The 21,827-nt window shown below is 64.8% G+C and carries 23 protein-coding genes; 9 read left to right on the top strand and 14 right to left on the bottom strand.

The window, feature by feature from the left end; translation table 11 throughout:
• Positions 1 to 253: 253 nt before the first annotated feature.
• The 7 genes from UNPF46_RS03880 to UNPF46_RS03850 form a co-directional block, all read right to left on the bottom strand.
• Complete coding sequence (locus tag UNPF46_RS03880; protein ID WP_142249099.1) at positions 254 to 1,312, bottom strand: YeiH family protein; 1,059 nt, start codon at positions 1,310 to 1,312, stop codon at positions 254 to 256.
• Positions 1,313 to 1,424: 112 nt separating this feature from the next.
• Positions 1,425 to 1,643: a hypothetical protein gene (locus tag UNPF46_RS03875; RefSeq protein WP_142249098.1), complete on the bottom strand. Its 219-nt coding sequence runs from the start codon at positions 1,641 to 1,643 to the stop codon at positions 1,425 to 1,427.
• Between the two features lie 165 nt (positions 1,644 to 1,808).
• Positions 1,809 to 2,522, bottom strand: coding sequence for an ABC transporter ATP-binding protein (locus UNPF46_RS03870; protein WP_100176604.1), 714 nt, complete (start codon positions 2,520 to 2,522; stop codon positions 1,809 to 1,811).
• On the bottom strand, positions 2,519 to 3,274 hold the full coding sequence (locus tag UNPF46_RS03865) for an ABC transporter ATP-binding protein (RefSeq protein ID WP_142249097.1): 756 nt from the start codon (positions 3,272 to 3,274) through the stop codon (positions 2,519 to 2,521). Before UNPF46_RS03865 ends, UNPF46_RS03870 begins: the two co-directional genes overlap by 4 nt.
• A gap of 2 nt (positions 3,275 to 3,276) precedes the next feature.
• Positions 3,277 to 4,296 (bottom strand): branched-chain amino acid ABC transporter permease, encoded by a 1,020-nt coding sequence (locus tag UNPF46_RS03860; protein WP_142249096.1) that lies wholly within the window; start codon positions 4,294 to 4,296, stop codon positions 3,277 to 3,279.
• Positions 4,293 to 5,195: a branched-chain amino acid ABC transporter permease gene (locus tag UNPF46_RS03855; protein WP_100176607.1), complete on the bottom strand. Its 903-nt coding sequence runs from the start codon at positions 5,193 to 5,195 to the stop codon at positions 4,293 to 4,295. Before UNPF46_RS03855 ends, UNPF46_RS03860 begins: the two co-directional genes overlap by 4 nt.
• A gap of 90 nt (positions 5,196 to 5,285) precedes the next feature.
• Positions 5,286 to 6,545: an ABC transporter substrate-binding protein gene (locus UNPF46_RS03850; RefSeq protein WP_142249095.1), complete on the bottom strand. Its 1,260-nt coding sequence runs from the start codon at positions 6,543 to 6,545 to the stop codon at positions 5,286 to 5,288.
• Positions 6,546 to 6,730: 185 nt separating this feature from the next.
• On the opposite strand from UNPF46_RS03850, the gene UNPF46_RS03845 reads away from it, so the two are divergent.
• Genes UNPF46_RS03845 through UNPF46_RS03835 form a run of 3 tightly spaced genes read left to right on the top strand, consistent with a single transcriptional unit; the run spans position 6,731 to position 10,769 of the window.
• Positions 6,731 to 8,224 (top strand): AMP-binding protein, encoded by a 1,494-nt coding sequence (locus UNPF46_RS03845; RefSeq protein ID WP_142249094.1) that lies wholly within the window; start codon positions 6,731 to 6,733, stop codon positions 8,222 to 8,224.
• The gene (locus UNPF46_RS03840; protein WP_100176610.1) at positions 8,221 to 8,862 is read left to right on the top strand and encodes a TetR/AcrR family transcriptional regulator; all 642 of its coding nucleotides are present in this window, start codon (positions 8,221 to 8,223) and stop codon (positions 8,860 to 8,862) included. The genes UNPF46_RS03845 and UNPF46_RS03840 overlap by 4 nt, the downstream gene beginning before the upstream one ends.
• A complete protein-coding gene (locus UNPF46_RS03835) occupies positions 8,859 to 10,769 on the top strand; it encodes a flavin-containing monooxygenase (RefSeq protein WP_100176611.1) in 1,911 nt (636 codons plus the stop codon). The genes UNPF46_RS03840 and UNPF46_RS03835 overlap by 4 nt, the downstream gene beginning before the upstream one ends.
• A 53-nt stretch (positions 10,770 to 10,822) precedes the next feature.
• On the opposite strand, the gene ald is transcribed toward UNPF46_RS03835, so the two are convergent.
• Positions 10,823 to 11,938 carry an alanine dehydrogenase gene (gene ald, locus UNPF46_RS03830; protein WP_100181091.1) on the bottom strand — a complete coding sequence of 372 codons (1,116 nt, stop codon included), beginning with the start codon at positions 11,936 to 11,938 and terminating at the stop codon, positions 10,823 to 10,825.
• A 143-nt stretch (positions 11,939 to 12,081) separates the two neighbouring features.
• Here ald and UNPF46_RS03825 point away from each other — a divergent pair, with 143 nt between their 5' ends.
• The 3 genes from UNPF46_RS03825 (at position 12,082) to UNPF46_RS03815 (ending at position 15,582) form a co-directional block, all read left to right on the top strand.
• A complete protein-coding gene (locus tag UNPF46_RS03825) occupies positions 12,082 to 12,561 on the top strand; it encodes an Lrp/AsnC family transcriptional regulator (protein WP_174718870.1) in 480 nt (159 codons plus the stop codon).
• A gap of 81 nt (positions 12,562 to 12,642) precedes the next feature.
• Positions 12,643 to 15,000 carry an Orn/Lys/Arg family decarboxylase gene (locus UNPF46_RS03820; protein ID WP_142249093.1) on the top strand — a complete coding sequence of 786 codons (2,358 nt, stop codon included), beginning with the start codon at positions 12,643 to 12,645 and terminating at the stop codon, positions 14,998 to 15,000.
• 6 nt (positions 15,001 to 15,006) lie between these two features.
• Entirely contained in the window at positions 15,007 to 15,582 is a 576-nt protein-coding gene (locus UNPF46_RS03815) for a GNAT family N-acetyltransferase (RefSeq protein ID WP_181769759.1), read from the top strand.
• Between the two features lie 3 nt (positions 15,583 to 15,585).
• Here UNPF46_RS03815 and UNPF46_RS37285 read toward each other — a convergent pair whose 3' ends face one another.
• From UNPF46_RS37285 to UNPF46_RS03800, 3 genes are all read right to left on the bottom strand, one after another.
• Complete coding sequence (locus UNPF46_RS37285; protein WP_174718872.1) at positions 15,586 to 15,798, bottom strand: hypothetical protein; 213 nt, start codon at positions 15,796 to 15,798, stop codon at positions 15,586 to 15,588.
• 118 nt (positions 15,799 to 15,916) lie between these two features.
• Positions 15,917 to 16,366 carry a flagellar basal body rod protein FlgC gene (locus UNPF46_RS03805; protein WP_100176615.1) on the bottom strand — a complete coding sequence of 150 codons (450 nt, stop codon included), beginning with the start codon at positions 16,364 to 16,366 and terminating at the stop codon, positions 15,917 to 15,919.
• A gap of 114 nt (positions 16,367 to 16,480) precedes the next feature.
• Positions 16,481 to 17,530 carry a hydroxyacid dehydrogenase gene (locus UNPF46_RS03800; RefSeq protein ID WP_142249091.1) on the bottom strand — a complete coding sequence of 350 codons (1,050 nt, stop codon included), beginning with the start codon at positions 17,528 to 17,530 and terminating at the stop codon, positions 16,481 to 16,483.
• Between the two features lie 239 nt (positions 17,531 to 17,769).
• Between UNPF46_RS03800 and UNPF46_RS03795 the strand changes: the two genes are divergently transcribed.
• The 3 genes from UNPF46_RS03795 (at position 17,770) to UNPF46_RS03785 (ending at position 19,396) form a co-directional block, all read left to right on the top strand.
• Positions 17,770 to 18,336: a thiamine pyrophosphate-binding protein gene (locus tag UNPF46_RS03795; RefSeq protein ID WP_142249090.1), complete on the top strand. Its 567-nt coding sequence runs from the start codon at positions 17,770 to 17,772 to the stop codon at positions 18,334 to 18,336.
• Positions 18,337 to 18,344: 8 nt separating this feature from the next.
• Complete coding sequence (locus UNPF46_RS03790; protein WP_181769758.1) at positions 18,345 to 18,941, top strand: thiamine pyrophosphate-dependent enzyme; 597 nt, start codon at positions 18,345 to 18,347, stop codon at positions 18,939 to 18,941.
• A 77-nt stretch (positions 18,942 to 19,018) separates the two neighbouring features.
• Entirely contained in the window at positions 19,019 to 19,396 is a 378-nt protein-coding gene (locus UNPF46_RS03785; protein ID WP_100176619.1) for a VanZ family protein, read from the top strand.
• Between the two features lie 44 nt (positions 19,397 to 19,440).
• Here the strand turns inward: UNPF46_RS03785 and UNPF46_RS03780 are convergent, their stop codons facing one another.
• The 3 genes from UNPF46_RS03780 to hyi all read right to left on the bottom strand — a co-directional run bounded on the left by UNPF46_RS03780 (position 19,441) and on the right by hyi (position 21,820).
• On the bottom strand, positions 19,441 to 19,824 hold the full coding sequence (locus tag UNPF46_RS03780; RefSeq protein ID WP_142249088.1) for a DUF1236 domain-containing protein: 384 nt from the start codon (positions 19,822 to 19,824) through the stop codon (positions 19,441 to 19,443).
• A gap of 112 nt (positions 19,825 to 19,936) precedes the next feature.
• Positions 19,937 to 20,824 (bottom strand): 2-hydroxy-3-oxopropionate reductase, encoded by an 888-nt coding sequence (locus tag UNPF46_RS03775; RefSeq protein WP_142249087.1) that lies wholly within the window; start codon positions 20,822 to 20,824, stop codon positions 19,937 to 19,939.
• Between the two features lie 210 nt (positions 20,825 to 21,034).
• Positions 21,035 to 21,820 (bottom strand): hydroxypyruvate isomerase, encoded by a 786-nt coding sequence (hyi, locus tag UNPF46_RS03765; RefSeq protein WP_142249086.1) that lies wholly within the window; start codon positions 21,818 to 21,820, stop codon positions 21,035 to 21,037.
• Positions 21,821 to 21,827 lie beyond the last annotated feature (7 nt).

Raw genomic sequence — 21,827 nt, 5'->3', positions numbered from 1 at the left:
CCCACGCCGAATCGGGAGTCCTCTTCAGAATCCATATCGCTGGACCGCGCAATACCACCCTCAAAACCACATGCGATTCCCCTGCCTGGAGGGCGAGGGTCGGCTCACATTGCGCGTAGCGAGAATGTGAGACGGGGTGGGGTGACAGTCTCTCCGCCCTGTGCACTGCCGGTGCGGAGCGATCACCCCACCCCGCTCGCGCTTCGCGCGATCGACCCTCCCCCTCCAGGGGAGGGTACGCGACCGCCGTCCCTCACTTGAACCAGTGCACCAGCGCGATGCTGATGCCGAGCAGCAGCATCAGCGACAGCGTGACTGCGGCCGTCACCCGGCCGCCGACATTCGCCAGCACGCGCACGTCGACGCCGAGGCCGAGTGCGGCCATCGACACCACCGTGAGAAAGCTCGTGATCTTCGTCACCGGCCCCACCACCGTGCCCGGCACGATCTCCAGCGAGCGCAGCGTCGCCAGCGCGAGGAAGCCGAGGATGAACCAGGGGACCAGGCGGAAGAAGCCGACATTGGTCTTCTTGGCGTCGGTCTGCCAGCGCGAGGCGATCAGCGACAGGCCGACGACGACCGGCCCCAGCATCAGGACGCGCATCAGCTTCACCAGCGTGCCGATCTGCGTCGAGACGAGCCCCGCCGGCACCGTCGCCGCGAGCACCTGTGGCACCGCATAGACCGTGAGGCCCGCGAGGATGCCGTATTGCGTGGCGGACAGTTGCAGCAGGGGGATCAACAGCGGCAGGCCGAGCACCATCATCACGCCGAGGATCGCGGTGAAGGAGATCGAGGATGCGATCTCGTCGTTGTTGGCGCCGATGATGGGCGCCACCGCTGCAATCGCCGAATTGCCGCAGATCGAGTTGCCGCAGGCGATCAGGATCGAGAGCCGCGTCGACAGGCCGAGCAGCCGGCTGAGGCCGAAGGAGACGCAGAGCGCGATCACGACGACGGCGGCGATCGAGGCCAAAAGCGCAATGCCGGAGGCGGCGATGGCCGCGAAGCTGATCGAGGCCCCCAGCAGCATGACGGCCACCTCAAGCAGCTGCTTGGCGCTGAAGGCGATGCCGGCCTGCCAGCGCAGGGCCGGTCTCCAGAAGCTGCGGAGCGCCATGCCGAGCAGGATCGCCATCACCAGCGCCTCGACATAGGGGTGCTCGAACACCCCCAGTTCCAGGTGCTCGAGCAGGGCCGAAACGCCGGCCACGGCGATACAGAGGAGAATGCCGGGAATCAGCGCGACGACGCGGCTAGCGGCTGTGGTCGGCTTGGCGTCGGCCGGGCCGGATGCTTGATTCTGCGACACAAATCTCTCCCAGAGGAGAAATATTTATACGCAGCGTCAGCTCGATGGGGAATAAGTTTTCGGCATATCAGGGCCGAGGGAAGTTCTGTCCTCAACCCGGAATAATCGGGGATCAGAAGATCAGGCTCCTGGCGAGCGAGGCAACCCGGCTGAAGCCGTCATAGATGCCCGGCTCGAAGAAGGCCGCACGCGCCAGCACGATGCCCGCAACCAGCGACCAGAACAGCGTGGTGCCGGCCCGCAGCAGGAGCTTCGAGGCACGCGATTTCGGCTGGGCGTCCGTTGCGGACACCAGCTGCTCGCCGAAGGGCTCGAATCCAGTGCGTTCCATGACCGTGGCCAATCCATCAATTTCAGATGGGAATGTCGTCGTTTCGGCCCGAAACGGCAATGGAAGCGATTGGCGTTTTTGCCTCCCGAAGGGGAAACTCCTTCCGCGGGACGATGTCGAGGCAATGGTTTTCTTCTTCCCGCCTACAGAGGCACCGGCGCCGGCTTACAGGGCGAGGTAACGCCGCCGGATGGCATCGTCGGCCTTCAGCTCGTCGATTCCCGCGGCATAGACGATCTGTCCCTTGTCGATCACCGTGGCATGGCTGGCAAGGCCGAGGCAGAAATGCATGTTCTGCTCGGCGATCAGCACGGTCGATCCGATGCTTCGAAGCTGGCGCAGCAGCTCGCCGATCCGTTGCACGATGATCGGCGCGAGCCCCTCGCTCGGCTCGTCCAACAGCAGCAGCGCGGGATTGCCCATCAGCGTGCGCGCGATCGCCAGCATCTGCTGCTCGCCGCCCGAAAGGCGCCCGGCGATGCGATGGCGCAGCGGCTCCAGCAGCGGGAAGACCTCATAGATCCGCTTGATCGGCCATTCGTCCTGGCCCTCCGGCCCCTTCTTGCGGCCGATGACGAGATTGTCCTCGACACTGTGCTCCGGAAAGATCTGGCGATCCTCGGGCACGAAGCCGAGGCCGGCGCGTGCGATTGTGTGCGGCTTCTGGCCGGAGATCACCGCACCGCGCAAGCTGACCTTGCCCCGCCGCGGCGGCGCAAGACCCATGATCGCCTTCATCGTCGTCGACTTGCCGGCGCCGTTGCGGCCGAGCAGCGCCATGGTCTCGCCCTGCCGCACCGACAGGCCGACGCCGAACAGGATCTGGCTTGTGCCGTAATAGACGTCGAGATCGGCAACTTCGATGACGGCGGCGCTCATGCGGCGGCTCCCGCATGATCTGTGCCGAGATAGGCGTCGATCACGGCGCTGTTGTTGCGGATCTCGTCGGGCGTGCCGGTGGCGAGAATGCGGCCGTAGCACAGCACGACGATCTTGGGCGCGATCTTGAACACGATGTCCATGTCGTGCTCGATGAAGACCACGGTGATCTTCTGGGTCTCCCAGAGTTCGCGCACCTTGTCGATCATGCGCCAGCGTTCTTCCGGCCCCATGCCGGCGGTCGGCTCGTCCAGCAGCAATACCTTTGGTTCGAGCACCAGCGCCAGCGCGATGTCGAGCAATTTCTGGTCGCCGTGCGAGAGCGTCGCAGCGGTACGATGGCGTTTGCCGGCGAGCCCCAGCAGCTCCATCACATGCTCGGCGCGGTCGCGCGTCTCGGGCAGCGGAAAGCGCTTGTGCAGCACCGCGGAGGTGCGCTGATCGGCACTGACCGCGGCGAGCATGGTCTCCTGCACCGTCAGCGATTTGAAGATGCTGGCGACCTGGAAGGCACGTCCGATGCCGTGACGGACGATCTCCGGCGGCGAGCGGCCGGCGAGATCGACGCCGTCGAGCAGCACCTGACCGCTGTCCGGCCTCAGCGCGCCGGTGATCAAATTGAAGAACGTGCTCTTGCCGGCGCCGTTCGGGCCGATCACGGCCGTGAGCGAGCCGTCGGGGAAGTCGAGCGAGACGTCGTTGGTCGCTTTCACGCCACCGAAGGATTTTGCGAGGTTGCAAATCTCGAGCATCGCTAGCGCCCCTCGCCTGCGTCGCGGCGCTGCGAAAACCACTCGGCGACGAAGTCCAGCAGGCCTTTACGCAGGCCCAGCGCGAAGAACAGGATGACCACGCCGAGCACGATGCCATGATACTCGGTGAAGCGCGTTACGGTGTCGTTGAGCAACAAGAGCAGCACCGTGCCGACCATCGGCCCGAGGAAGGTCGAGACGCCGCCGAGCATGTTGATGAAGATCGCTTCCCCCGAGATGGTCCAATAGGCGAATTCCGGATAGGCGCCGGAGACGAACAGCGCCATCACCATGCCGCCCATGGACGCAAACAGCGCCGCCAGCACGAACACGGTGAGCTTTGCACGCCAGACGTCGATGCCGAGAAAGCTCGCGCGCGCGGCGTTGTCGCGGATCATGCGCAGCGTGTAGCCGAACGGCGATTGCGCGATCTGGCGCATCGCGAGCAGGCCGAGAACGAGAAGCGCGCAGCTCGCGATGTAGAGATGAATGTGGTTGGCAAGGTTGATGCCGAGGAACGCGGGCCTGGGGATGCCGCCACGCAGGCCCTGGTCGCCGCCGGTGAAGGAGGCCCAGGACAGGATGGTCGAGTGGATCAGCATCTGGAAAGCGAGCGTGACGAAGGCGAAATAGATTTCCTTCAACCGCACGCAGATCGCGCCGATGATCGCAGCGATCACGGCAGTGATCGCCAGCGTTGCGACGACAGCGACCGGAATGGGAACGCCGAGCTTCTGCATGATCAGGCCGAAGCTGTAGGCACCGAGGCCGAAGAACATGCCGTGGCCGAACGAGGTCAGGCCGGTGTAGCCGACCAGGAGATTGAGCGAGGTCGCGAACAGGCCGTAGGCCGAGCAGCGGATGACGAAGTCGAGCAGCGCCTTGCTGCCGGTGAACAGCGGCAGGCTCGCCAGCACGGCGAACGCAACCAGCGCGATCAGCACGTCGCGATAGCGTTGCAGCGCGGCGCCGCTGCGCACCGGCGCCAGCGCTTGCGCGCGTCCGGCCTCGAGCTCGGTCATGCCGCCTCCTTGCCGAACAGGCCGGTGGGCTTGGAGACCAGCACGATCACCATGAACAGGTACATCAGGCCTTCCGTGAACAGCGGAAAGCCGAGCGAGCCGAACGATCTGATGAGGCCGAGCAGCAGCGCGCCAATCAATGCACCAAGGATCGAGCCCATGCCGCCGATCACGGTGACGATGAAGGATTCGATCAGCACGGAGAATCCCATCCCCGGCGTCAGCGAGCGCACCGGGGCGGCCAGTGCACCGGCAAGACCCGCCAGCATGCCGCCGAGCGCGAACACGCCGCCATAGATCAGGCCGGTGTTGATGCCGAGCGCCGACACCATGCCGGGATTATGCGCGGCGGCGCGGATCACCTTGCCGATGCGGCTGCGCGATAGACCAAAGCCAAGTACGACAGCCGCGACAAGCGCGACGCCGATCAGCAGCAGGTAATAAGGCGGCACCACGCCGCCGGCGATGAACAGCGGCATCACCTGGAACGCCGACGGCATGCCCATCGACTTGAATTCCGGCCCCCAGATGATGCGCACGACGTCGTCGAAGATCAGCACGAAGGCGTAGCAGACGAGCAGCTGCATCAAGACGTCCGCGCCATAGACGCGGCTCATGAAGACGCGTTCGAAGATCAGGCCGAGAATGGCGGTGCCCGCCGCCCCCGCCAGCATCGCGAGCGCGAAACTGCCGGTGAGCTGATAGGCCGCCATCGCAAAATAGGCGCCGAACATATAAAAGGCGCCGTGGCTGAAATTGACCACCTTGAGCACGCCGAAGATCAAGGTCAGCCCGACCGCGACCAGAAACAACAGCATGCCGATGATGAGGCCGCTGGTGGTCTGCGTCACCAGGCAGGCGGAGCTGGAGAGGCAGCCGGCAAGCGCGTCGAGATCCACGGGAACACTTTCATTGCAGCGCGCCTGATGCGGCGCGGGGAGCCAAACGAAAACGGCGGAGACGGTCGCCCGTCCCCGCCGCGCATCAACTCAGGTGTAGCCCTTGCTCTTCTTCCACTCGGCCTCGAGCTCGAAGATCGTCTTCCAGTCGCCGGCCTTGACCTCGGGCACATAAGGCTCCTGCGGGATCGTGGTGCCCCAGCCGATGGCGTAGCCGACCAGCGTGTGATCGTCGCCACGCATCGTCACGGTTCCGTCGGCGCCGAACGGGCACTTGATGGTGAGGCCCTTCAGCACCTCCGCGAGCTTCTTGCCGTCGGCCGAATTCGCCTTCTTGGCGGCTTCGGCGAGGAACATCACCGCGGTCGCGTTCTGCCACGACCAGTTGGTCGGATACTCGTTGTACTTGGCCTTGTAGGCATCGCCCCAGGCGGCATTCTCCGGCGTGGTCGGAAACGTCTTGATGTAGCGATTGCCGGAGTGGATGCCCTTGGGCAGGTTCTTCACCACCGTCAGCGCGGTGTAGTCGGCCATGTTGACCGCGAACACCTCCATCTGGCCGAACATCGCGTAGATGTTGGCCTGGTCGATGTAGGAGGTGAGGTCGCCGCCCCACAGGCAGGAATACAGCGCCTGCGGCTTGGCCTGCAAAATCTTCGTCACCACCTCGGTGTAATCGGGCTGGAACAGCTTTGGCCAGGACTCGCTGATGATCTCGACGTCGGGCGCGAAGCGCTTCAGGTACAGCGTGAACTCGCCGGTGGTGTCGCGGCCATAGGCGTAGTCGGGCGAGCACGTCGCCCATTTCTTCAGGCCCTTGGCCTTGGAGATCGCGGCGGCGTAACTGCCGCCGACGATGGAATCGTGGATGCCCTGGCGCACGCAGCGGAACGCGTTCGGGATATGCTGCTTCGGATCGGCGGTCAGCGAGGAGGCTTCCGAGCAGGTGTGGATGCAGAGCACGCCGAGGTCACGTGCGACCTCATGCACCGCGAACGATCCGGAGGACGCTTCGCCGTCGAGCAGCAGCTCGCAGCCGTCGGTGTTGACGAGCTCGCGCGCGACGCGGGCTGCTTCCTGCGGCTGGCCCTTGGAGTCGCGGACCACCATCTCGATCTGACGCCCGGCAAGGCCGCCCGCGGCGTTGACCTTCTCCACCTCGAGCATCACGGCATTGCGCGAGGAGGTGCCGAGCTGAGCGACGCGGCCTGACAGGATCGTCGGCATACCGATCTTGATCGTCTTGGCTTGTGCGCGCGCCACCCACGGCGCGGCAAACGTCATCGCACCGGCGCCCATCAGCGCCAGTGTTGAACGGCGGCTGATGCCCGGCGTGCGGGTTCTCGTCATTTTCCCCTCCCTCTTTCGGGTCGGCGTTTCCTGGTCCCGTTTCCTGGTCTGTTGCCGGAGATCGTCTCGTCTCCGTGTTTCCGAGGATTTCAGAGGTAGAGGGGTGACGTCAAGCCAAAGATGAATTACGAGTCAGAATTCATCTGGGAGGAAACGAGGCCGGCAACCGGCCCAAAACAAGCGCAATGATCAACCTGTCGAGCTTCATCGCCTTCCATGCCCGGCGCACGCCGGAGCGGCCTGCGCTGAAATATCGCGGCGAGGAGATTTCCTACGCGGCCCTGGATGCGCGCGTGCGTGGGGTCGCGGGCTGGCTTGCCGCACAGGGCGTCGGCGCCGGTGATGTCGTCGCCGTGCTCATGAAGAACAGTGCGGCGTTCCTCGAACTCGTCTTCGCCACCAGCCATCTCGGCGCGGTCTTCCTGCCCATCAACTTCCGCCTCTCGCGCGACGAGGTCGGCTACATCGCCACCAATGCCGGTGCGCGCCTGCTGATCGTCGACGAGGAGTTGGCGGCAAATGCCGCGGGCGCAAAGACTGTCGTGCTCGACGAGGCTGGGCAGCAGAGCGCCACGCATCTGGCAGGCAGCACGCCGCCAGCCCCCATGCACGTTCGCCAGCCATCAGACCTGATGCGCCTGATGTACACCTCGGGCACCACCGACCGCCCCAAGGGCGTGATGCTCACTTACGATAATTTCTACTGGAAGTCGGCCGACCAGACCATCGCACTCGACCTCAGCGCCGACACGCGCCTTCTCGTCGTCGGCCCGCTCTATCACGTCGGCGCGCTCGACCTGCCCGGCATCGCCGTGCTCTGGCATGGCGGCTTCATCCGCATCGAGCGCAATTTCGAGCCAGAGACGGCGCTCGCGGCGATCGCGGAGGACAGGCTCGACGCCGCATGGTTCGCGCCCGTGATGACCACAGCGATGCTCACCTGCCCGACCCGCGACCGCTACGACGTCTCCAGCCTGAAATGGGCAATCGGCGGCGGCGAGAAGACGCCGGAGCTGCGCATCCGCGCCTTTTCCAAACTCTTCCGCAACGCCCGCTATATCGACGCCTATGGCCTCACCGAGACCGTCGGCGGCGACACCTTCATGGAGGCCGGCCGCGAGATCGAGAAGATCGGATCAACGGGCCGTGCCATCGCCCATGTCGAGATCGAGATCCGCGACGAGGACGGCAAGACGCAGCCGCCGAACGTTAACGGCGAGATCTGCCTGCGCGGGCCCAAGATCACGCGCGGCTATTGGAAGGATCCGGAGAAGACTGAAACCGCCTTCTTCGGCGACTGGCTCCGCAGCGGCGACGTCGGCTATCTCGACGACGAGGGATTCCTGTACCTGACCGATCGCAAGAAGGACATGATCATCTCCGGAGGCGAGAACATCGCCTCCTCCGAGGTCGAGCGCATCATCTACGATCTGCCTGGAGTGCGCGAAGTCGCGGTGATCGGCCTTCGCGATACGCGCTGGGGCGAGCGTCCGGTCGCCGTCGTCGTGCTGGCCGAGGGCGCCAGCCTCGAGCTCCCCGCCCTCACCGATCATTGCCGCGCGCGGCTGGCGAGCTTCAAGGTGCCGAAACAGCTCGTCATCCGCGACAGCCTGCCGCGCAACCCGAGTGGAAAGATCCTCAAGCGCGTGCTGCGCGCCGAGCTGGAGACGTCTGAATGACGCAAGCGAATGCCAAGGTGACAAAGCTCAACCGCGTCGAGCGCAATGCCTGGACCAAGCAGAAGATCTTTGACGCCGCGACCAAGGTCGTCGGCAAGCATGGCTATGCGGAGGCCTCCGTCGCCCGCATCACGGAAGAAGCCGGCGTCGCGCAAGGCACCTTCTACAATCATTTCGAGAACCGTCAGGAACTGCTCGACCAGCTGTTGCCAAAGATCGGCCTCGACATGGTCGAGTTCATCCGCGCCCGCACCGGCACGGCGGATGCGGCGCGGCAGGAGATTGCGCGCTTCTCCGCCTTCTTCGACTTCATCCGCGAGGTGCCGGAATTCCTGCGCATCCTCAACGAGGCCGAGTTCTTTGCACCTCACGGCTACCAGAAACATCTCGACAACATCTCGGTCGCCTATGTCCGCATCTTGCGTCGCGCGCGAACGGCGTGCGCGATCCGGGATTACAGCGACGAGGAGTTCGAGGCCATCGTCCACATGCTGATGGGCGCGCGCGGCTATCTCAGCCGCCGCTATTCCTATTCGGAAGGCGGTGTCACCGCCGTGCCCGACCACGTCATCTCCGCCTATCGCAAGCTGATGACGCGCGGCCTCTTCACTGCATCCGGAGATCAGGACACGCCATGAACATCGCATCTCCGCAAGAGCCATTCGACCTCACTACTGCGGTCGCCGAGGGCGACATCCGCTGCCTGCTGATGGTGCTGGTGCACATGACCGGCGACGAGAAGTGGCTCGAACCGCCCTACCTGCCGAAGCGCGATATCCGCCTCATCCCCGATCCCGAGGCCGGCGTGCCACGGGAGACCCAGGACGAGATCCGCGCCGCAGTGGTCAGGCTGTTTGCCGATGGCACGCCGAAGCCTGTCGTCACCGATCCCGGCGACGAACTGCTGCTGAGGATGATGCGCGTCTGTCTCGGCGAGAACGTCGCGCCGGAATATGCGCCGCTGATGCGCGAGGAGATGGGTTTTGTGCCGCGTGAGCCGCGATGGACGAAGCGTCCCTCTGACGAGAAGCTTGCCCGCCAGCACGTCCTGATCGTGGGCGCCGGTGTCTGCGCCATCGCGCTCGGTGTCGCGCTCGGCCATCTCGGCATCCCCTACACCATTGTCGAGAAGAACGCCGAGCTTGGCGGCACCTGGTGGATCAACCGCTATCCCGGCTGCGGCGTCGATACGCCAAACCATTCATATTCGTATTCGTTCGGCTCGGGCAATGCGTGGACCCGCTACTTCTGCCAGCGCGAGGAGCTGCTCGGCTATCTGCTCAAGGTCGCGGACGAATACGGCATCCGCGATCATCTGCGCGTCAACACCGAACTGACCTCGTCGCGCTGGGACGACAGCAGGCAGCGCTGGATCTCGACGCTGAAAACCAAGGACGGCGAAGGGACCATCGAATCCACCGCGCTGGTCTCGGCCATCGGCCAGCTCAACGACCCCTCCCGTGCCCGCTTCAAGGGCGAGGAGGACTTCAAGGGAACGATCCTGCATTCGGCGCTGTGGTCGGACGACATCAAGCTCGACGGCAAGCATGTCGCGGTGATCGGCACCGGCGCGACCTCGATGCAGCTGGTGCCGTCGATCGCCGGCCGCGTCGCCTCGGTCACGGTCTATCAGCGCAGCGCGCAATGGGCGCGGCCGGTGAAGGGCTACGCCGATCCGATCAGCGAGGGCGCGCGCTGGCTGCTGGCGCACCTGCCGTTCTATGTGCAGTGGTACCGCTTCAACATGTTCTGGCGCTACGGCGACGGCCTGCTGCCGTTCCTGCGCAAGGACCCGGCCTGGCCGCACCCCGAGCGCGCGGTCAACAAGGGCAACGACCGGCACCGCCAGGAGCTGACCGACTTCATCCTCACCGAGTTGAAGGACCGGCCTGATCTAATCGCGAAATGCGTGCCGACCTATCCGCCCTACGGCAAGCGCATCCTGCTCGACAACAACTGGTTCAAGACCTTGCGGCGCGACAATGTCGAGCTCGTCACCGACGCGATCGATCATTTCGACGAGACCGGCATCGTTGCCGCCGACGGCAAGCACCGCCCCGCCGACATCATCGTGGTCGCGACCGGCTTCAAGGTGACGGAGATGGCAGCCCGCCTCAACATCACCGGCCGCGGCGGCAAGGATTTGCGGCAGGCCTGGGCCAACGACAATCCGACCGCCTTCCTCGGCCTCACCGTGCCGGGCTTTCCCAATTTCTTCTGCATGCTCGGCCCGAATTCAGGGCCGGCCCATGGCGGCAGCGTCATCTTCCAGTCGGAATGCCAGAGCCGCTACATCTCGGCCTGTCTCGCCGCCATGATCGAGCAAAACCTCGACGCCATCGACGTCCGCCAGGACGTGCTCGACGACTACGTCCAGAAGGTGGATGCCGAACACGAGGCCATGATCTGGACCCATCCCGGCATGAGCACCTACTACCGCAACTCGAGCGGCCGCGTGTTCTCGGCAATGCCGTGGCGGTTCGTGGATTACTGGCGCATGACGCACGACCCGGATCTCAGGCAGTACAGGCTGACGAAGGGGTAAGGCTCGAGGCGTTGATGCTGCCGCGATGACGGTGCACCCTCTGGATCGCTTCGCTACGCCGCCAGCCCACTCCCCACCGGCGCGAATTCCAGCCCGAGACTTTCCGCCACCGCCTTGTTGGTAATCCGCCCGCGATGGACATTCAGCCCGTTGCGCAAATGCGGATTCTCCAGCACCGCCGCAAAACCCTTGTTCGCCAGCATCAGGCCGAAGGGCAGAGTCGCGTTGTTCAGGGCCTGGCTCGAGGTTACCGGCACGGCGCCCGGCATGTTGGCGACACAATAGTGAACGACGCCGTCGACCTCGTAGGTCGGATCGGTATGCGTGGTCGCGTGCGAAGTCTCGAAGCAGCCGCCCTGGTCGATTGCGACGTCGACCAGCACGGCACCGGGCCGCATCGATGTCAGCATGTCGCGGGTGACGAGCTTCGGCGCGCTGGCGCCGGGCACGAGCACGGCGCCGATCACGACGTCGGCGGCGAACACCTCCTCCTCGACCGATTCGATGGTCGAGAAGCGGGTACGCACGCGTCCGGCAAAGAGATCGTCGAGCTCGCGCAGGCGCGGAATCGAGCGGTCGATCACGGTGACCTCGGCGCCGAGCCCAGCGGCCATGCGCGCCGCCTGCGTTCCGACCACACCACCGCCGAGCACGACCACGCGCGCGGGCTGCACGCCGGGCACGCCGCCCAACAGCAGTCCGCGGCCACCGGCCGAGCGCCTGAGCGCGGCGCCGGCGGCCTCGATGGCGAGGCGGCCGGCGACTTCGCTCATCGGCGCGAGCAGCGGGAGGTGACCGCTCGCGTCCGTGACGGTCTCATAGGCGATCGCGGTGCAGCCGGAGGCAAGCAGGCCCTTTGCCTGCTCCGGATCCGGTGCAAGATGAAGATAGGTAAACAGAATCTGGCCTTCCCGGAGCTGAGCCCACTCGCTCTTCTGCGGCTCCTTCACCTTCACGATCATGTCCGACCTGGCGAAGATATCGCGGGCGCTCTCGGCAATGGCAGCCCCTGCCCGCCGATACACCTCGTCGGACGCGCCGATGCCGGCGCCGGCGCCGGTTTCGACCGTGACCTGATGCCCGGCCGCGACATATTCGCGAACGGCGCCCGGGGTGAGCCCGACCCGATATTCCTGCACCTTGATCTCCTTGGGAACACCGACGCGCATCCTGAACTCCTTCGCCAACGGATTGATTCCGCTCCTCATCGTAGCGACGGGCCCGGTTTGGTTTCGTGCAAATATCCGCTAGTTTCGGCAGGCCCGCGCCGGTTTCCGGCGCCAAGGCGCCCATTCACGCTGGAAACGAAACCTTGGCCCTCGACCGGAAAGACCTCGCGATCCTCGCGGAACTCACGACCAATGCGCGTGCCAGCCACACCGAGCTTGCCAACAAGGTCGGGCTATCAAGCACGGCGCTGGCACGTCGGCAGAAGGTGCTCGAGGACGACGGCTACATTCAGGCCTATCAGGCCGCGCTCGACCTGGCGCAGTTCGGGCTCACCACCACCGTGCTGGTGCGGATCGCGCTGGAGAGCCAGAGTGACGAGGCGCTGAAGGCCTTCGAAGCGGAGGTGGTGAAATGCCCCTCCGTGGTGCGCTGCTTCCTGATGTCGGGTACCGACGACTACATCCTCATCGTGCTCGCCCGCGACATCCAGGATTTCGAGCGCATCCATCGCACCGAGCTGTCCCGCCTGCCGCGCGTCGCGCGCGTGCAATCGAGCTTCGCCCTGCGCGAAATCGTCAACCGCGCGGTGCCCACCGTGGTGTTCGGCGAAGCGAAGCGCTAGCCGGAATCATCCGGCGCTGCTGTCATCCAACTGTCATCGAATGTGCCGAGAGCTGTGCTTCTCGCACATTCGGGACACACCATGGACTATTTCAAGCGCTTCAACTTCCTGTTCGCCGCACCAATGTTCGACGCCGACGATCTCGAAGGCGTCCGCTTCAACCAGATCATCGAGGAGATCCAGCGCTCCGGCTTCGAGGTGGTTCGGGCCCGCAAGCTGGAGGACGCCGAGATGGCGGTGCAGACGGATGCCGCGATCGGCTGCATGGTGGTGGACTGGGGCAAGAAGGGCCTCGAAGGCAGGACCTCGGCGCTGATCAATCTGATGCGGCGCCGCGGCCTCGACTTCCCGATCATCCTCCTGATCCGGCGCAAGCGCTTCGAGGACCTGCCGGTCGAGGTGCTCGACTTCATCGACGGCTATGTCTTCCTGTCGGAGGAAACGCCGACCTTCATCGCCAAGAATTTGATCAGCCGGCTGAAGCAATATGCCGAGACGCTGAAGACGCCGTTCTTCGGGGCACTGGTCGACTATGCCGAGGAAGGCAACCAGCTCTGGACCTGTCCGGGCCACAATGGCGGCGTGTTCTACAACCGCAGCCCGATCGGCCGGGTCTTCGTCGAGCATCTCGGCGAATCCGTGTTTCGCGACGATCTCGACAATTCCGTGCTGGACCTCGGCGACCTCCTCACCCATGAGGGCCCGGCCCTGAAGGCGCAGAAGGAGGCCGCAGCGATCTTCGGCGCGGAGAAGACCTATTTCGTGCTCAACGGCACCTCGACCTCGAACAAGGTCGCGCTCGGCGCCCTCGTCACCGACGGCGATCTCGTGCTGTTCGACCGCAACAACCACAAGGCCGCCCATCACGGCGCGCTGATGATCAATGGCGGCATTCCGGTCTACGTCCCGACCGTCCGCAACGCCTGGGGACTGATCGGCCCGATGCGCTGGGACGTCCTCGACGAAAAGGCCCTGCGCGAGGCGATCCGCAACCATCCGCTCGTCACCGACAAGGACGCCTGGCGCAAGGAACGGCCGTTCCGCGTCGCCGTGGTCGAGCAGTGCACCTATGACGGATCCATCCACAGCGCCGAGATGATCATCAAGCGCATCGGCCATCTCTGCGAATACATCCTGTTCGACGAGGCCTGGGCCGGCTTCATGAAATTCCACCCGCTCTACGCCGGTCGCTTTGCCATGGGCCTTGCCAATCTTTCCCCGGAAGCACCGGGCATCATCGCGACGCAGTCGACCCACAAGCAGCTCGCGAGCTTCTCGCAGGCCTCACAGATCCACATCAAGGACCGTCACATCCGTGGCCAGAAGCGACGCGTCGAGCACCGCCGCTTCAACGAAAGCTTCATGCAGCACGCTTCCACATCCCCCTTCTATCCATTGTTCGCCTCTCTCGATGTCGGCGCGCAGATGATGAAGGGTCGCTCCGGCGAAGTGCTGTGGGACGACACGATCCGCCTCGGCATCGAGCTGCGCAAGAAGATCCGGGCGATGCGCCGGGAGTTCGAGGAGAAGGAGCAGAATCCCGATCGTCGCTGGTTCTTCGAGCCCTTCGTTCCCGACCGCGTCGCCATTCCCGACGTCAGCCACCCGGGCGCCGTGCACAACGTCGCCTGGGAGACGCTCTCCACCGACGAGCTCGCCACCAATCCCGCGCTGTGGCAACTCTCTCCGGATACCAACTGGCACGGCTTTCCCGATCTCGCGGAAGGCTTTGCCATGACCGATCCGAACAAGCTGACGCTGCTCACCCCCGGGTTCGACCGCGCGACCGGCGCCTATGCCGAGCACGGCATCCCCGCACCCGTTGTCGCCCAATATCTGCGCGAGAACCGCATCGTCCCCGAGAAGAACGACCTCAACTCCCTGCTGTTCCTGCTCACGCCCGGTGTCGAGGCGAGCAAGGCCGGCACGCTGATCTCCGGCCTCGTCGCGTTCAAGAGGCTGCATGACGACAATGCGCTGCTGGCGGACGCGATCCCGGAATTCCACCAGCGGCGGCAGGCGCGCTATGCTGGTGTGCGGCTACGCGATCTTTGCGGCGACATGCATCGCTTCTTCCGCGCTGCCAATGTCAGCCTGCTCCAGGCGAAGCAATTCATGCCCGAGCACATGCCCGAGATCGCGATGTCGCCCCGCGATGCCGCGCGCTATCTGTTCCGCAACGACGTCGATTATCTGCCGATCGAAGCGATCGCGGGCCGCATCGCCACGACGCCTTTCGTGGTCTATCCGCCCGGCATCGCCACCATCGTACCCGGCGAGCGCCTGACGGAACGGGCCAAACCGATGATCGATTACCTCAAGATGTTCGAAACCTGCTTCAACAACTTTCCCGGCTTCGACGTCGAAATCCAGGGCGTCTACAAGGAGGTCGATGCAAGCGGCCGCATTGGACTCTATACTTACGTCGTTGCCGAGTAGGTGCCGATGAACGAAACAGCCGTGCGCGTGAGTGACGAACCCGTCCTGGTCAGGCCGTCACGCGAGAGCGACGTCGAGGCGATGCTGGCGATCTATCGCCATCACGTCCGCAATGGCGTGCCGCGCGATGTCGAGGGAACCGGCGCACCCGAGCCGGACGATTTGCGCGACCGGCGCAAGAACCTGAAGCAGACCCGCCTGCCGCATCTGGTCGCGACCTTTCGCGGCGAGGTGGTCGGCTATGCCTACGCCGTGCTGTTCCGCAAGCGTCCGGCCTATCGCTACACGGCCAAGCACTCGATCTACGTCCATCACGCCCATCTCGGCCGTGGGGTCGGACGGCTGCTGCTGCAGGAACTGATCGACGCCTGCGCGGCGGCCGGCTTCCGCCAGATGATCGGCTATATCGATGCGGACAATGCGCCCTCGCTGGCGCTGCACGAGAAGTTCGGCTTCGCGCGCGCCGGCCTGCTCAGCGGCGTCGCCTATCGCCACGGCCGCTGGTCCGACACAGTCATGGTGCAGCGCTCGCTCGGCGCGGGCGTCACCGCGCCGCCGCCGGCAGCGGCACCCGGCCGGTGAGGCTTACGAGGGAAAGTCAGCCGGTCTGACGTGGATGCGATCGGCATGCAGCGACCAGTGACACAACGCCTGGTCCTTGCAAAACCGCGCCTTCGCCCGCTCCCTGGCTTCGTCCTCGTCGGCGGCATCGATCTCGAGCGTGCCCTGACAGACCTCGCTCTGCCGGCCGTACTCCCCGAGCACGTCCTTCATGAACCTGACGACATAAGTGGACATGGGACCTCCTGCTGCCCCGGCAGCACTCTAATCCCATTTAAGCTCTTGGGGGATGGAGATTTTGACGCGGATCAAGGCCGGCAAGGTTCCCGCCGCCCATTCAGGCAGCAGTCCGACCTCATGTGGTGATGTCGAGCAGCGACTTTTCCGTCTCGGAATAGGCCTGAATGACCTTCGCATTGGCAATGAAGCTGTACTTTGCGGCCGCCAGTTGCGCGAATTCGTTGGCGATATCGACATTCGGCGCTGCGACCAGGCCATCCTGGTTTGCGAAGGGAGCGCCTGGATCGGATTGTGCAGTATAGCTCGGCGACACCGTCGACACGGTCGCGATCGTGCCGCCGGGCGTCGAGCCGCTCGATTGGGACACCTGATCGACGCGCAGCGGCACATAAGCCGCGGGAAACGTCGGAGCGATGCCCGAACCGCCTGTCGCGGCCGATGAGCCCGATCCGGCCGACGCTGGCAGCGGGCCGGTCGTTTGAACGTTGGCGATGTTGCTCGCGGCAACGTTCACACGCAAACTCGCCGCGGAAAGTCCGGATGTCGCAATCGAGAAGATGCTCATGGACTTTCAATTACAGGACAAGTGATACGCGTTCACTTCCCCGATCGATAAGATGCGGCGCTTTGCCTTTGCCTCGCGCTAACCAATGATCGGAGCGCGCTGACCTCTGCGCCGCTACCCCGGCATCACCCCGAACGCCTGCTTGAAACGCGCCGCGTAAGCCGGCCAGACCTCGGGATTGATGATGCGCGGCGGGCGCTTGCCGTCGAGCGTGTCCAGCACCTGCTCGGCCGCGATGCGGCCCATGTTCTGGCGCGCCTCGATGGTCACGCCCGCGGTGTGCGGGCTCGCCAGCACGTTGTCGAACTGGAGCAGCGGATGCTCCGGTGGCGGCGGCTCCTTGGACCAGACGTCGAGGCCGGCACCGGCGATGCGCTTGTCGCGCAGCGCCTGGAGCAGCGCATCCTCGTCGTGGATGAAGCCGCGCGCCGTGGTGATGAAATAGGCATGCGGCTGCATCAGCGCAAACTCGCGCGTGCTGATCATGTTGCGGCTGCCCTTGTCGAGCGGACAGGAGATCGAGACGAAATCGGAGCGGCGCAAGAGCTCGTCGAGCTCGACCTTCTCGCCGCCCCGCTCGGCCATCACATCGGCGGAGAGATAGGGGTCATAGGCCAGCACCTTCATGCCGAGCAGCCCCTTGCACAACGCGGCAATGCGGCGGCCGACATTGCCGAGGCCAATGACGCCGACGGTCTTGTGCTCGACCTCGTTGCCGACGAGGTCGTTGCGGTTGACGTTGGCTTCCCGGCGCAGGCGGCGATCGGACTGGATGATGCGCTTGGACAGCGTCAGCATCATCGCCAGCGCGTGCTCGGCGACCGAATGGGCGTTGCCGCCGGACTGGTTGACGACCAGCACGCCCGCCTCGGTGCAGGCCTCGACATCGACGGGGTCGAAGCCCGCGCCGTTGCTGGAAACCAGCAGCAGGTTCGGCGTGCGCTTCAGGAAGGCGGCATCGACATGGAAATGCGGCGCGAGCTCGTCGCGGGCCGCGCCGATCTGGTAGACATGCGCCGCGCTCAGGATCGGCGCGTAGAAGTCTTCCGGGCTCTCGTTCTCGATGCGATCGAGCCGGACGTCGGGCCGCGCCTTCAGGATGTCGACATAGATCGGATTGGCCAGGTATTTGACGTAGAAGACGCGCTTGCTGTTGACGGACATCAGGACCCTTCCGGCTCTCTCGAAGGGCGACTTAAGGTCAGCGCGATGCGCTGCGTCCGTGCCTCCCTCCCATTTCTCGTTGTCGCCGCTTATGACATGGCGGTGCCGGCCACGGCAGGCCGTCTGGCGCAGATCACGGTGCCGGCCCGGACATGTTGACAATCCCGCCGGCTCCGTCAAGTTCGGCCGACAGCCGCGACGGCCGAAGAAGAAGCATGCGCGGCACGAGGGAGAACGCAATGGCGATTGCGCAACAGCAGACTTCGCCCCAGGTGGCACCGGGGGCCGGCGACAAGAGCTGGCACGGCATCGTCCTGCAAACCCTGAAGCGGAACGAGATCAGCCTCGTCCCCTACGTGCCCGACCGCGTGCTGACCCCGTTGATCTCGAACCTGCATGCCGATCCCTTCTTCACCACCTTCGCCACTGCGCGCGAGGAGGAGGCGGTCGGCATCGTTTCCGGCGCCTGGATGGGCGGTCGGCGCGGCGCGGTGCTGATGCAGACCTCGGGCTTTGCCACGCTCGCCAACGTGCTGGCCTCGCTTGCGGTGCCCTACCAGATCCCGCTGATCATGTTCGTCTCCGAGCGCGGCACGCTCGGCGAGTTCAACTACGGCCAGTCGCTGGTCTGCCGAACCATGCGCCCGGTGCTGGACTCGCTGGCGCTGGAGCACCACACCATCACCCGGCTCGACGAGCTCGAATTCATCACCGACCGCTCGATCAAGCAGGCCGTCACCACCCAGGCGCCGGTGGCCCTGATCCTCAATCCGCTGCTCACGGGCGGCAAGACATTCGACAAGTGAGCGCCTCCATGGATACGCGCAACACCAAGGTGATGAACCGCTTCGATGTGACCTCGCGCCTGATCGGAAAGCTCAAGCACGAGGAGGCCGTGATCGGCGGCATCGGCAACACCAATTTCGACCTCTGGGCCGCCGGCCACCGCCCGCAGAATTTCTACATGCTGGGCAGCATGGGGCTGGCCTTCCCGATCGCGCTCGGCGTGGCGCTGGCGCAACCCGACCGCCGCGTCTTCGCCCTCGAAGGCGACGGCTCGCTGCTGATGCAGCTCGGCGCGCTCTCGACCATCGCGACCCTGAAGCCGAAGAACCTCATCATGATCGTGATGGACAACGGCATCTACCAGATTACCGGAGCGCAGCCGACGCCTGCGGCGAGTGTCGCCGACATCGTTGCCATCGCCACCGGCTCCGGCCTTGCCAACAGCGCCTGGGCCGCGAACGAGGAGGATTTCGAACGGCTGGTCGAAGAGGCCATGTCCGCCGTCGAGCCCCATTTGATCGCCGTCCGCATCGACGACAAGCCGGGCGTCGGCACCACACGACGCGATCCCGTGCAGATCCGGGAACGCTTCATGCACGGGCTCGGCGTACGCGAGCCACTTTAACGTTTCGTCATTAACTACACGGCGATCTGATGCAGCGACGGTACCGGTCCGCTGCCGATCCGTGCTAAGCGGATCGGATGTCCATTTTGGTTCGATCCATTGCCTGGCTGCTCGCGGCTGCCGTCACTTTCGCCACACTCGGTCCCCCCGGCCTACGGCCCCATTCCGACCTCGGCCAGGACGGCGAGCATGCACTCGCATTCATCCTGGTGGGGCTGGCCTTCGGCCTTGCCTATCGGCGCCGGCGCCTGCTGATCGCAGCTGCCGCGGTGGTCCTGATCGGCGTGCTCGAGCTGATGCAATTTTGGGCACCCGGGCGCCACGCGCGGCTGGAGGATTTTCTGGTCGATGCGCTGACCGCCTGCACCGGCTTTGCGCTCGCGGCCGGAGCCGATTGGCTGTTCTCCCGGTTCCGCGCAAACCCTGCGGTAACGAGCGAAAGCCCCGCGGAGTGACACTCCGCAGGGCTCATCTTCTCAACACTTAGCAATGCGGCCGATCAGTCGATGATCTTGACGACGCGGCGGGTCCGCGGCTCGACGATCACACGGCGATCGTTCACGACCGCATAGCGATATTCGGTATAGTTCGGCACGGGGCGGAGCACCACGGTCGGTGGCAACGGCTCGCCCACCACGACGCGCTCCTCTACGACGACAGAGTCGCTGCGCGGAATGCCACCCAGCACCGCATTCGGAATTTCGAGACCCGCGCCGACCGCCGCACCGACGGTGCCGCCGACCATCGCGCCGATCGGACCGCCGATGTCGCCACCCGCACGCGCGCCGTCCCTGGCGCCCTGTTCGGTCGTCGACTGAGCAAAGGCCACACTCGACGCCAGCAGCGACGCGGCAGCCAACGAGATCGCAAGACGGGTTTTCATGTTGTTTGTCTCCAGTGATTGTCCTGCGCCTTCAACCGCCGCGCCGGATCATTGTTCCGGTTCCCGGGAGCCGAAGGATGCGGCAAAACTGGAGACTGTTACCGCGTAACAGTTACGCCACGGCGATCTCGTGGCCCGCCATAAGTTCCAGCGCCCGCACCATCGCGGAATGATCCCAGGCCTTGCCGCCATGCGCGGTGCAGGACGAGAACAATTGCTGCGCCACCGCCGTGCTCGGCAGCGACAGGCCCAGCGCGCGCGCGCCTTCGAGTGCAAGATTGAGATCCTTCTGGTGCAGCTCGATCCGGAAACCCGGATCGAAATTGCGCTTCACCATCCGCTCGCCATGCACCTCGAGGATGCGCGAGGAGGCAAAGCCGCCCATCAGCGCCTTGCGCACCAGCGCAGGGTTCGCACCGGCCTTGGACGCGAACAGCAGCGCCTCGCTCACGGCCTCGATCGTCAAGGCCACGATGATCTGGTTGGCGACTTTCGTGGTCTGGCCGTCACCATTGGCGCCGACATGGGTGACGTTCTTGCCCATCCTGTCGAAGATCGGTTTCATGGTGCCGAAGGCCCGCTCCGGGCCGCCGACCATGATGGTCAGACTCGCAGCTTTCGCGCCGACCTCCCCGCCCGACACCGGCGCATCGAGATAGTCCGCTCCCAGTGCCTCGATCTTCTTGGCAAACTCCTTCGTCGCCAGCGGCGAGATCGAGCTCATGTCGACGACGATCTTGCCCTTGGAGATGCCGCTCGCAACGCCGTCCTTGCCGAACAGCACGGCCTCCACATGCGGCGTATCCGGCACCATGATGATGACGGCGTCCGCCTCCTCCGCGACCTCCTTGGCCGATTTGCATGCGATGCCGCCCGCGGCAATCAGCTCGGGCGCGACCGGCGCAACGTCGTGCAGGAGCACGCGATGGCCCGCGGCCAGAAGATGGCCGGCCATCGGCCGTCCCATGGTGCCAAGTCCGATGAAGCCAATGTCGATCATGTCAAATCATTCCTCTTTGTTCAGGCTAAGTCGATCCGCGGACTCGGTGCGCCTCTTCCGCTTGCGGGAGAGGTCGGCGCGAAGCGCCGGGTGAGAGTTCTGTCCGCATTGGGATTATGGACGCATCTCACGAGCCCCATTGCGGAGGCACCCTCACCCCAGCCCTCCCCCGCAAGCGGGAGAGGGAGCCCACCGTGACCGTGGCTATGACTACGTCTCGAAGGTCTGCGCGGCATGCCAGGAGAGGCCTTCCAGCGTCGTGGTGCGCGGCTTGTACTCGCAGCCGATCCAGCCGCGATAGCCGATCGCGTCGAGATGGCGGAACAGGAAGGGATAGTTGATCTCGCCGGTGCCGGGCTCATGACGGCCGGGATTGTCGGCGAGCTGGATGTGGGCGATCTCCGGCAGGTATTCCTGCATGGTGCGGGCGAGATCGCCCTCCATGATCTGCATGTGATAGATGTCGTACTGGACGAACAGGTTGTTCGACCGCACCTCCGAGATCAGCTGGATCGCCTGCTCGGTGCCGTTGAGGAAGAAGCCGGGAATGTCGAGCGTGTTGATCGGCTCGACCAGCAGCTTGATGTTTTCCCGCGCCAGCGTCGAGGCCGCAAAGCGCAGGTTTCCCACCAGCGTCTCCTGAAGCTCGCGCGGGTCGGCATCGGCAGGCGCGATGCCGACGAGGCAGTTGAGCTGCTCGCAATCAAGCGCCTTGGCATAGTCGATGGCGCGGAACACGCCGTCGCGGAATTCGGCGGTGCGGTCAGGCAGGATCGCGATGCCGCGCTCGCCGCCGGCCCAGTTACCGGCGGGGAGATTGTGCAGCACTTGCGTCAGCCCATGCGCCTCAAGCTGCTCGCGCAGCTGCGCCTTGTCGAAATCATAGGGAAAGAGATATTCGACCCCCGAGAAGCCCGCCGCCTTCGCCGCAGCAAAGCGGTCGAGGAACGGCATCTCGTTGAAGAGCATGGTGAGGTTGGCGTCGAATTTCGGCATGATGCTT

Source organism: Bradyrhizobium sp. UNPF46, from assembly GCF_006658625.1.
In the GTDB taxonomy this organism is placed as follows: Bacteria; Pseudomonadota; Alphaproteobacteria; order Rhizobiales; family Xanthobacteraceae; genus Bradyrhizobium; species Bradyrhizobium nitroreducens.
The sequence above is the reverse complement of the archived record's forward strand: the minus strand, read 5'-3'. Positions and strand labels throughout refer to the sequence as shown.

What these genes read in the sequence shown, in the direction of transcription:
- UNPF46_RS03875 (WP_142249098.1), bottom strand. Translation starts at nt 1,643, where the DNA reads ATGGAACGCACTGGATTCGAGCCCTTCGGCGAGCAGCTGGTGTCCGCA.
- UNPF46_RS03870 (WP_100176604.1), bottom strand. Translation starts at nt 2,522, where the DNA reads ATGAGCGCCGCCGTCATCGAAGTTGCCGATCTCGACGTCTATTACGGC.
- UNPF46_RS03865 (WP_142249097.1), bottom strand. Translation starts at nt 3,274, where the DNA reads ATGCTCGAGATTTGCAACCTCGCAAAATCCTTCGGTGGCGTGAAAGCG.
- UNPF46_RS03860 (WP_142249096.1), bottom strand. Translation starts at nt 4,296, where the DNA reads ATGACCGAGCTCGAGGCCGGACGCGCGCAAGCGCTGGCGCCGGTGCGC.
- UNPF46_RS03850 (WP_142249095.1), bottom strand. Translation starts at nt 6,545, where the DNA reads ATGACGAGAACCCGCACGCCGGGCATCAGCCGCCGTTCAACACTGGCG.
- UNPF46_RS03845 (WP_142249094.1), top strand. Translation starts at nt 6,731, where the DNA reads ATGATCAACCTGTCGAGCTTCATCGCCTTCCATGCCCGGCGCACGCCG.
- UNPF46_RS03840 (WP_100176610.1), top strand. Translation starts at nt 8,221, where the DNA reads ATGACGCAAGCGAATGCCAAGGTGACAAAGCTCAACCGCGTCGAGCGC.
- UNPF46_RS03835 (WP_100176611.1), top strand. Translation starts at nt 8,859, where the DNA reads ATGAACATCGCATCTCCGCAAGAGCCATTCGACCTCACTACTGCGGTC.
- ald (WP_100181091.1), bottom strand. Translation starts at nt 11,938, where the DNA reads ATGCGCGTCGGTGTTCCCAAGGAGATCAAGGTGCAGGAATATCGGGTC.
- UNPF46_RS03820 (WP_142249093.1), top strand. Translation starts at nt 12,643, where the DNA reads ATGGACTATTTCAAGCGCTTCAACTTCCTGTTCGCCGCACCAATGTTC.
- UNPF46_RS03815 (WP_181769759.1), top strand. Translation starts at nt 15,007, where the DNA reads ATGAACGAAACAGCCGTGCGCGTGAGTGACGAACCCGTCCTGGTCAGG.
- UNPF46_RS37285 (WP_174718872.1), bottom strand. Translation starts at nt 15,798, where the DNA reads ATGTCCACTTATGTCGTCAGGTTCATGAAGGACGTGCTCGGGGAGTAC.
- UNPF46_RS03805 (WP_100176615.1), bottom strand. Translation starts at nt 16,366, where the DNA reads ATGAGCATCTTCTCGATTGCGACATCCGGACTTTCCGCGGCGAGTTTG.
- UNPF46_RS03800 (WP_142249091.1), bottom strand. Translation starts at nt 17,530, where the DNA reads ATGTCCGTCAACAGCAAGCGCGTCTTCTACGTCAAATACCTGGCCAAT.
- UNPF46_RS03795 (WP_142249090.1), top strand. Translation starts at nt 17,770, where the DNA reads ATGGCGATTGCGCAACAGCAGACTTCGCCCCAGGTGGCACCGGGGGCC.
- UNPF46_RS03790 (WP_181769758.1), top strand. Translation starts at nt 18,345, where the DNA reads ATGGATACGCGCAACACCAAGGTGATGAACCGCTTCGATGTGACCTCG.
- UNPF46_RS03785 (WP_100176619.1), top strand. Translation starts at nt 19,019, where the DNA reads ATGTCCATTTTGGTTCGATCCATTGCCTGGCTGCTCGCGGCTGCCGTC.
- UNPF46_RS03780 (WP_142249088.1), bottom strand. Translation starts at nt 19,824, where the DNA reads ATGAAAACCCGTCTTGCGATCTCGTTGGCTGCCGCGTCGCTGCTGGCG.
- UNPF46_RS03775 (WP_142249087.1), bottom strand. Translation starts at nt 20,824, where the DNA reads ATGATCGACATTGGCTTCATCGGACTTGGCACCATGGGACGGCCGATG.
- hyi (WP_142249086.1), bottom strand. Translation starts at nt 21,820, where the DNA reads ATGCCGAAATTCGACGCCAACCTCACCATGCTCTTCAACGAGATGCCG.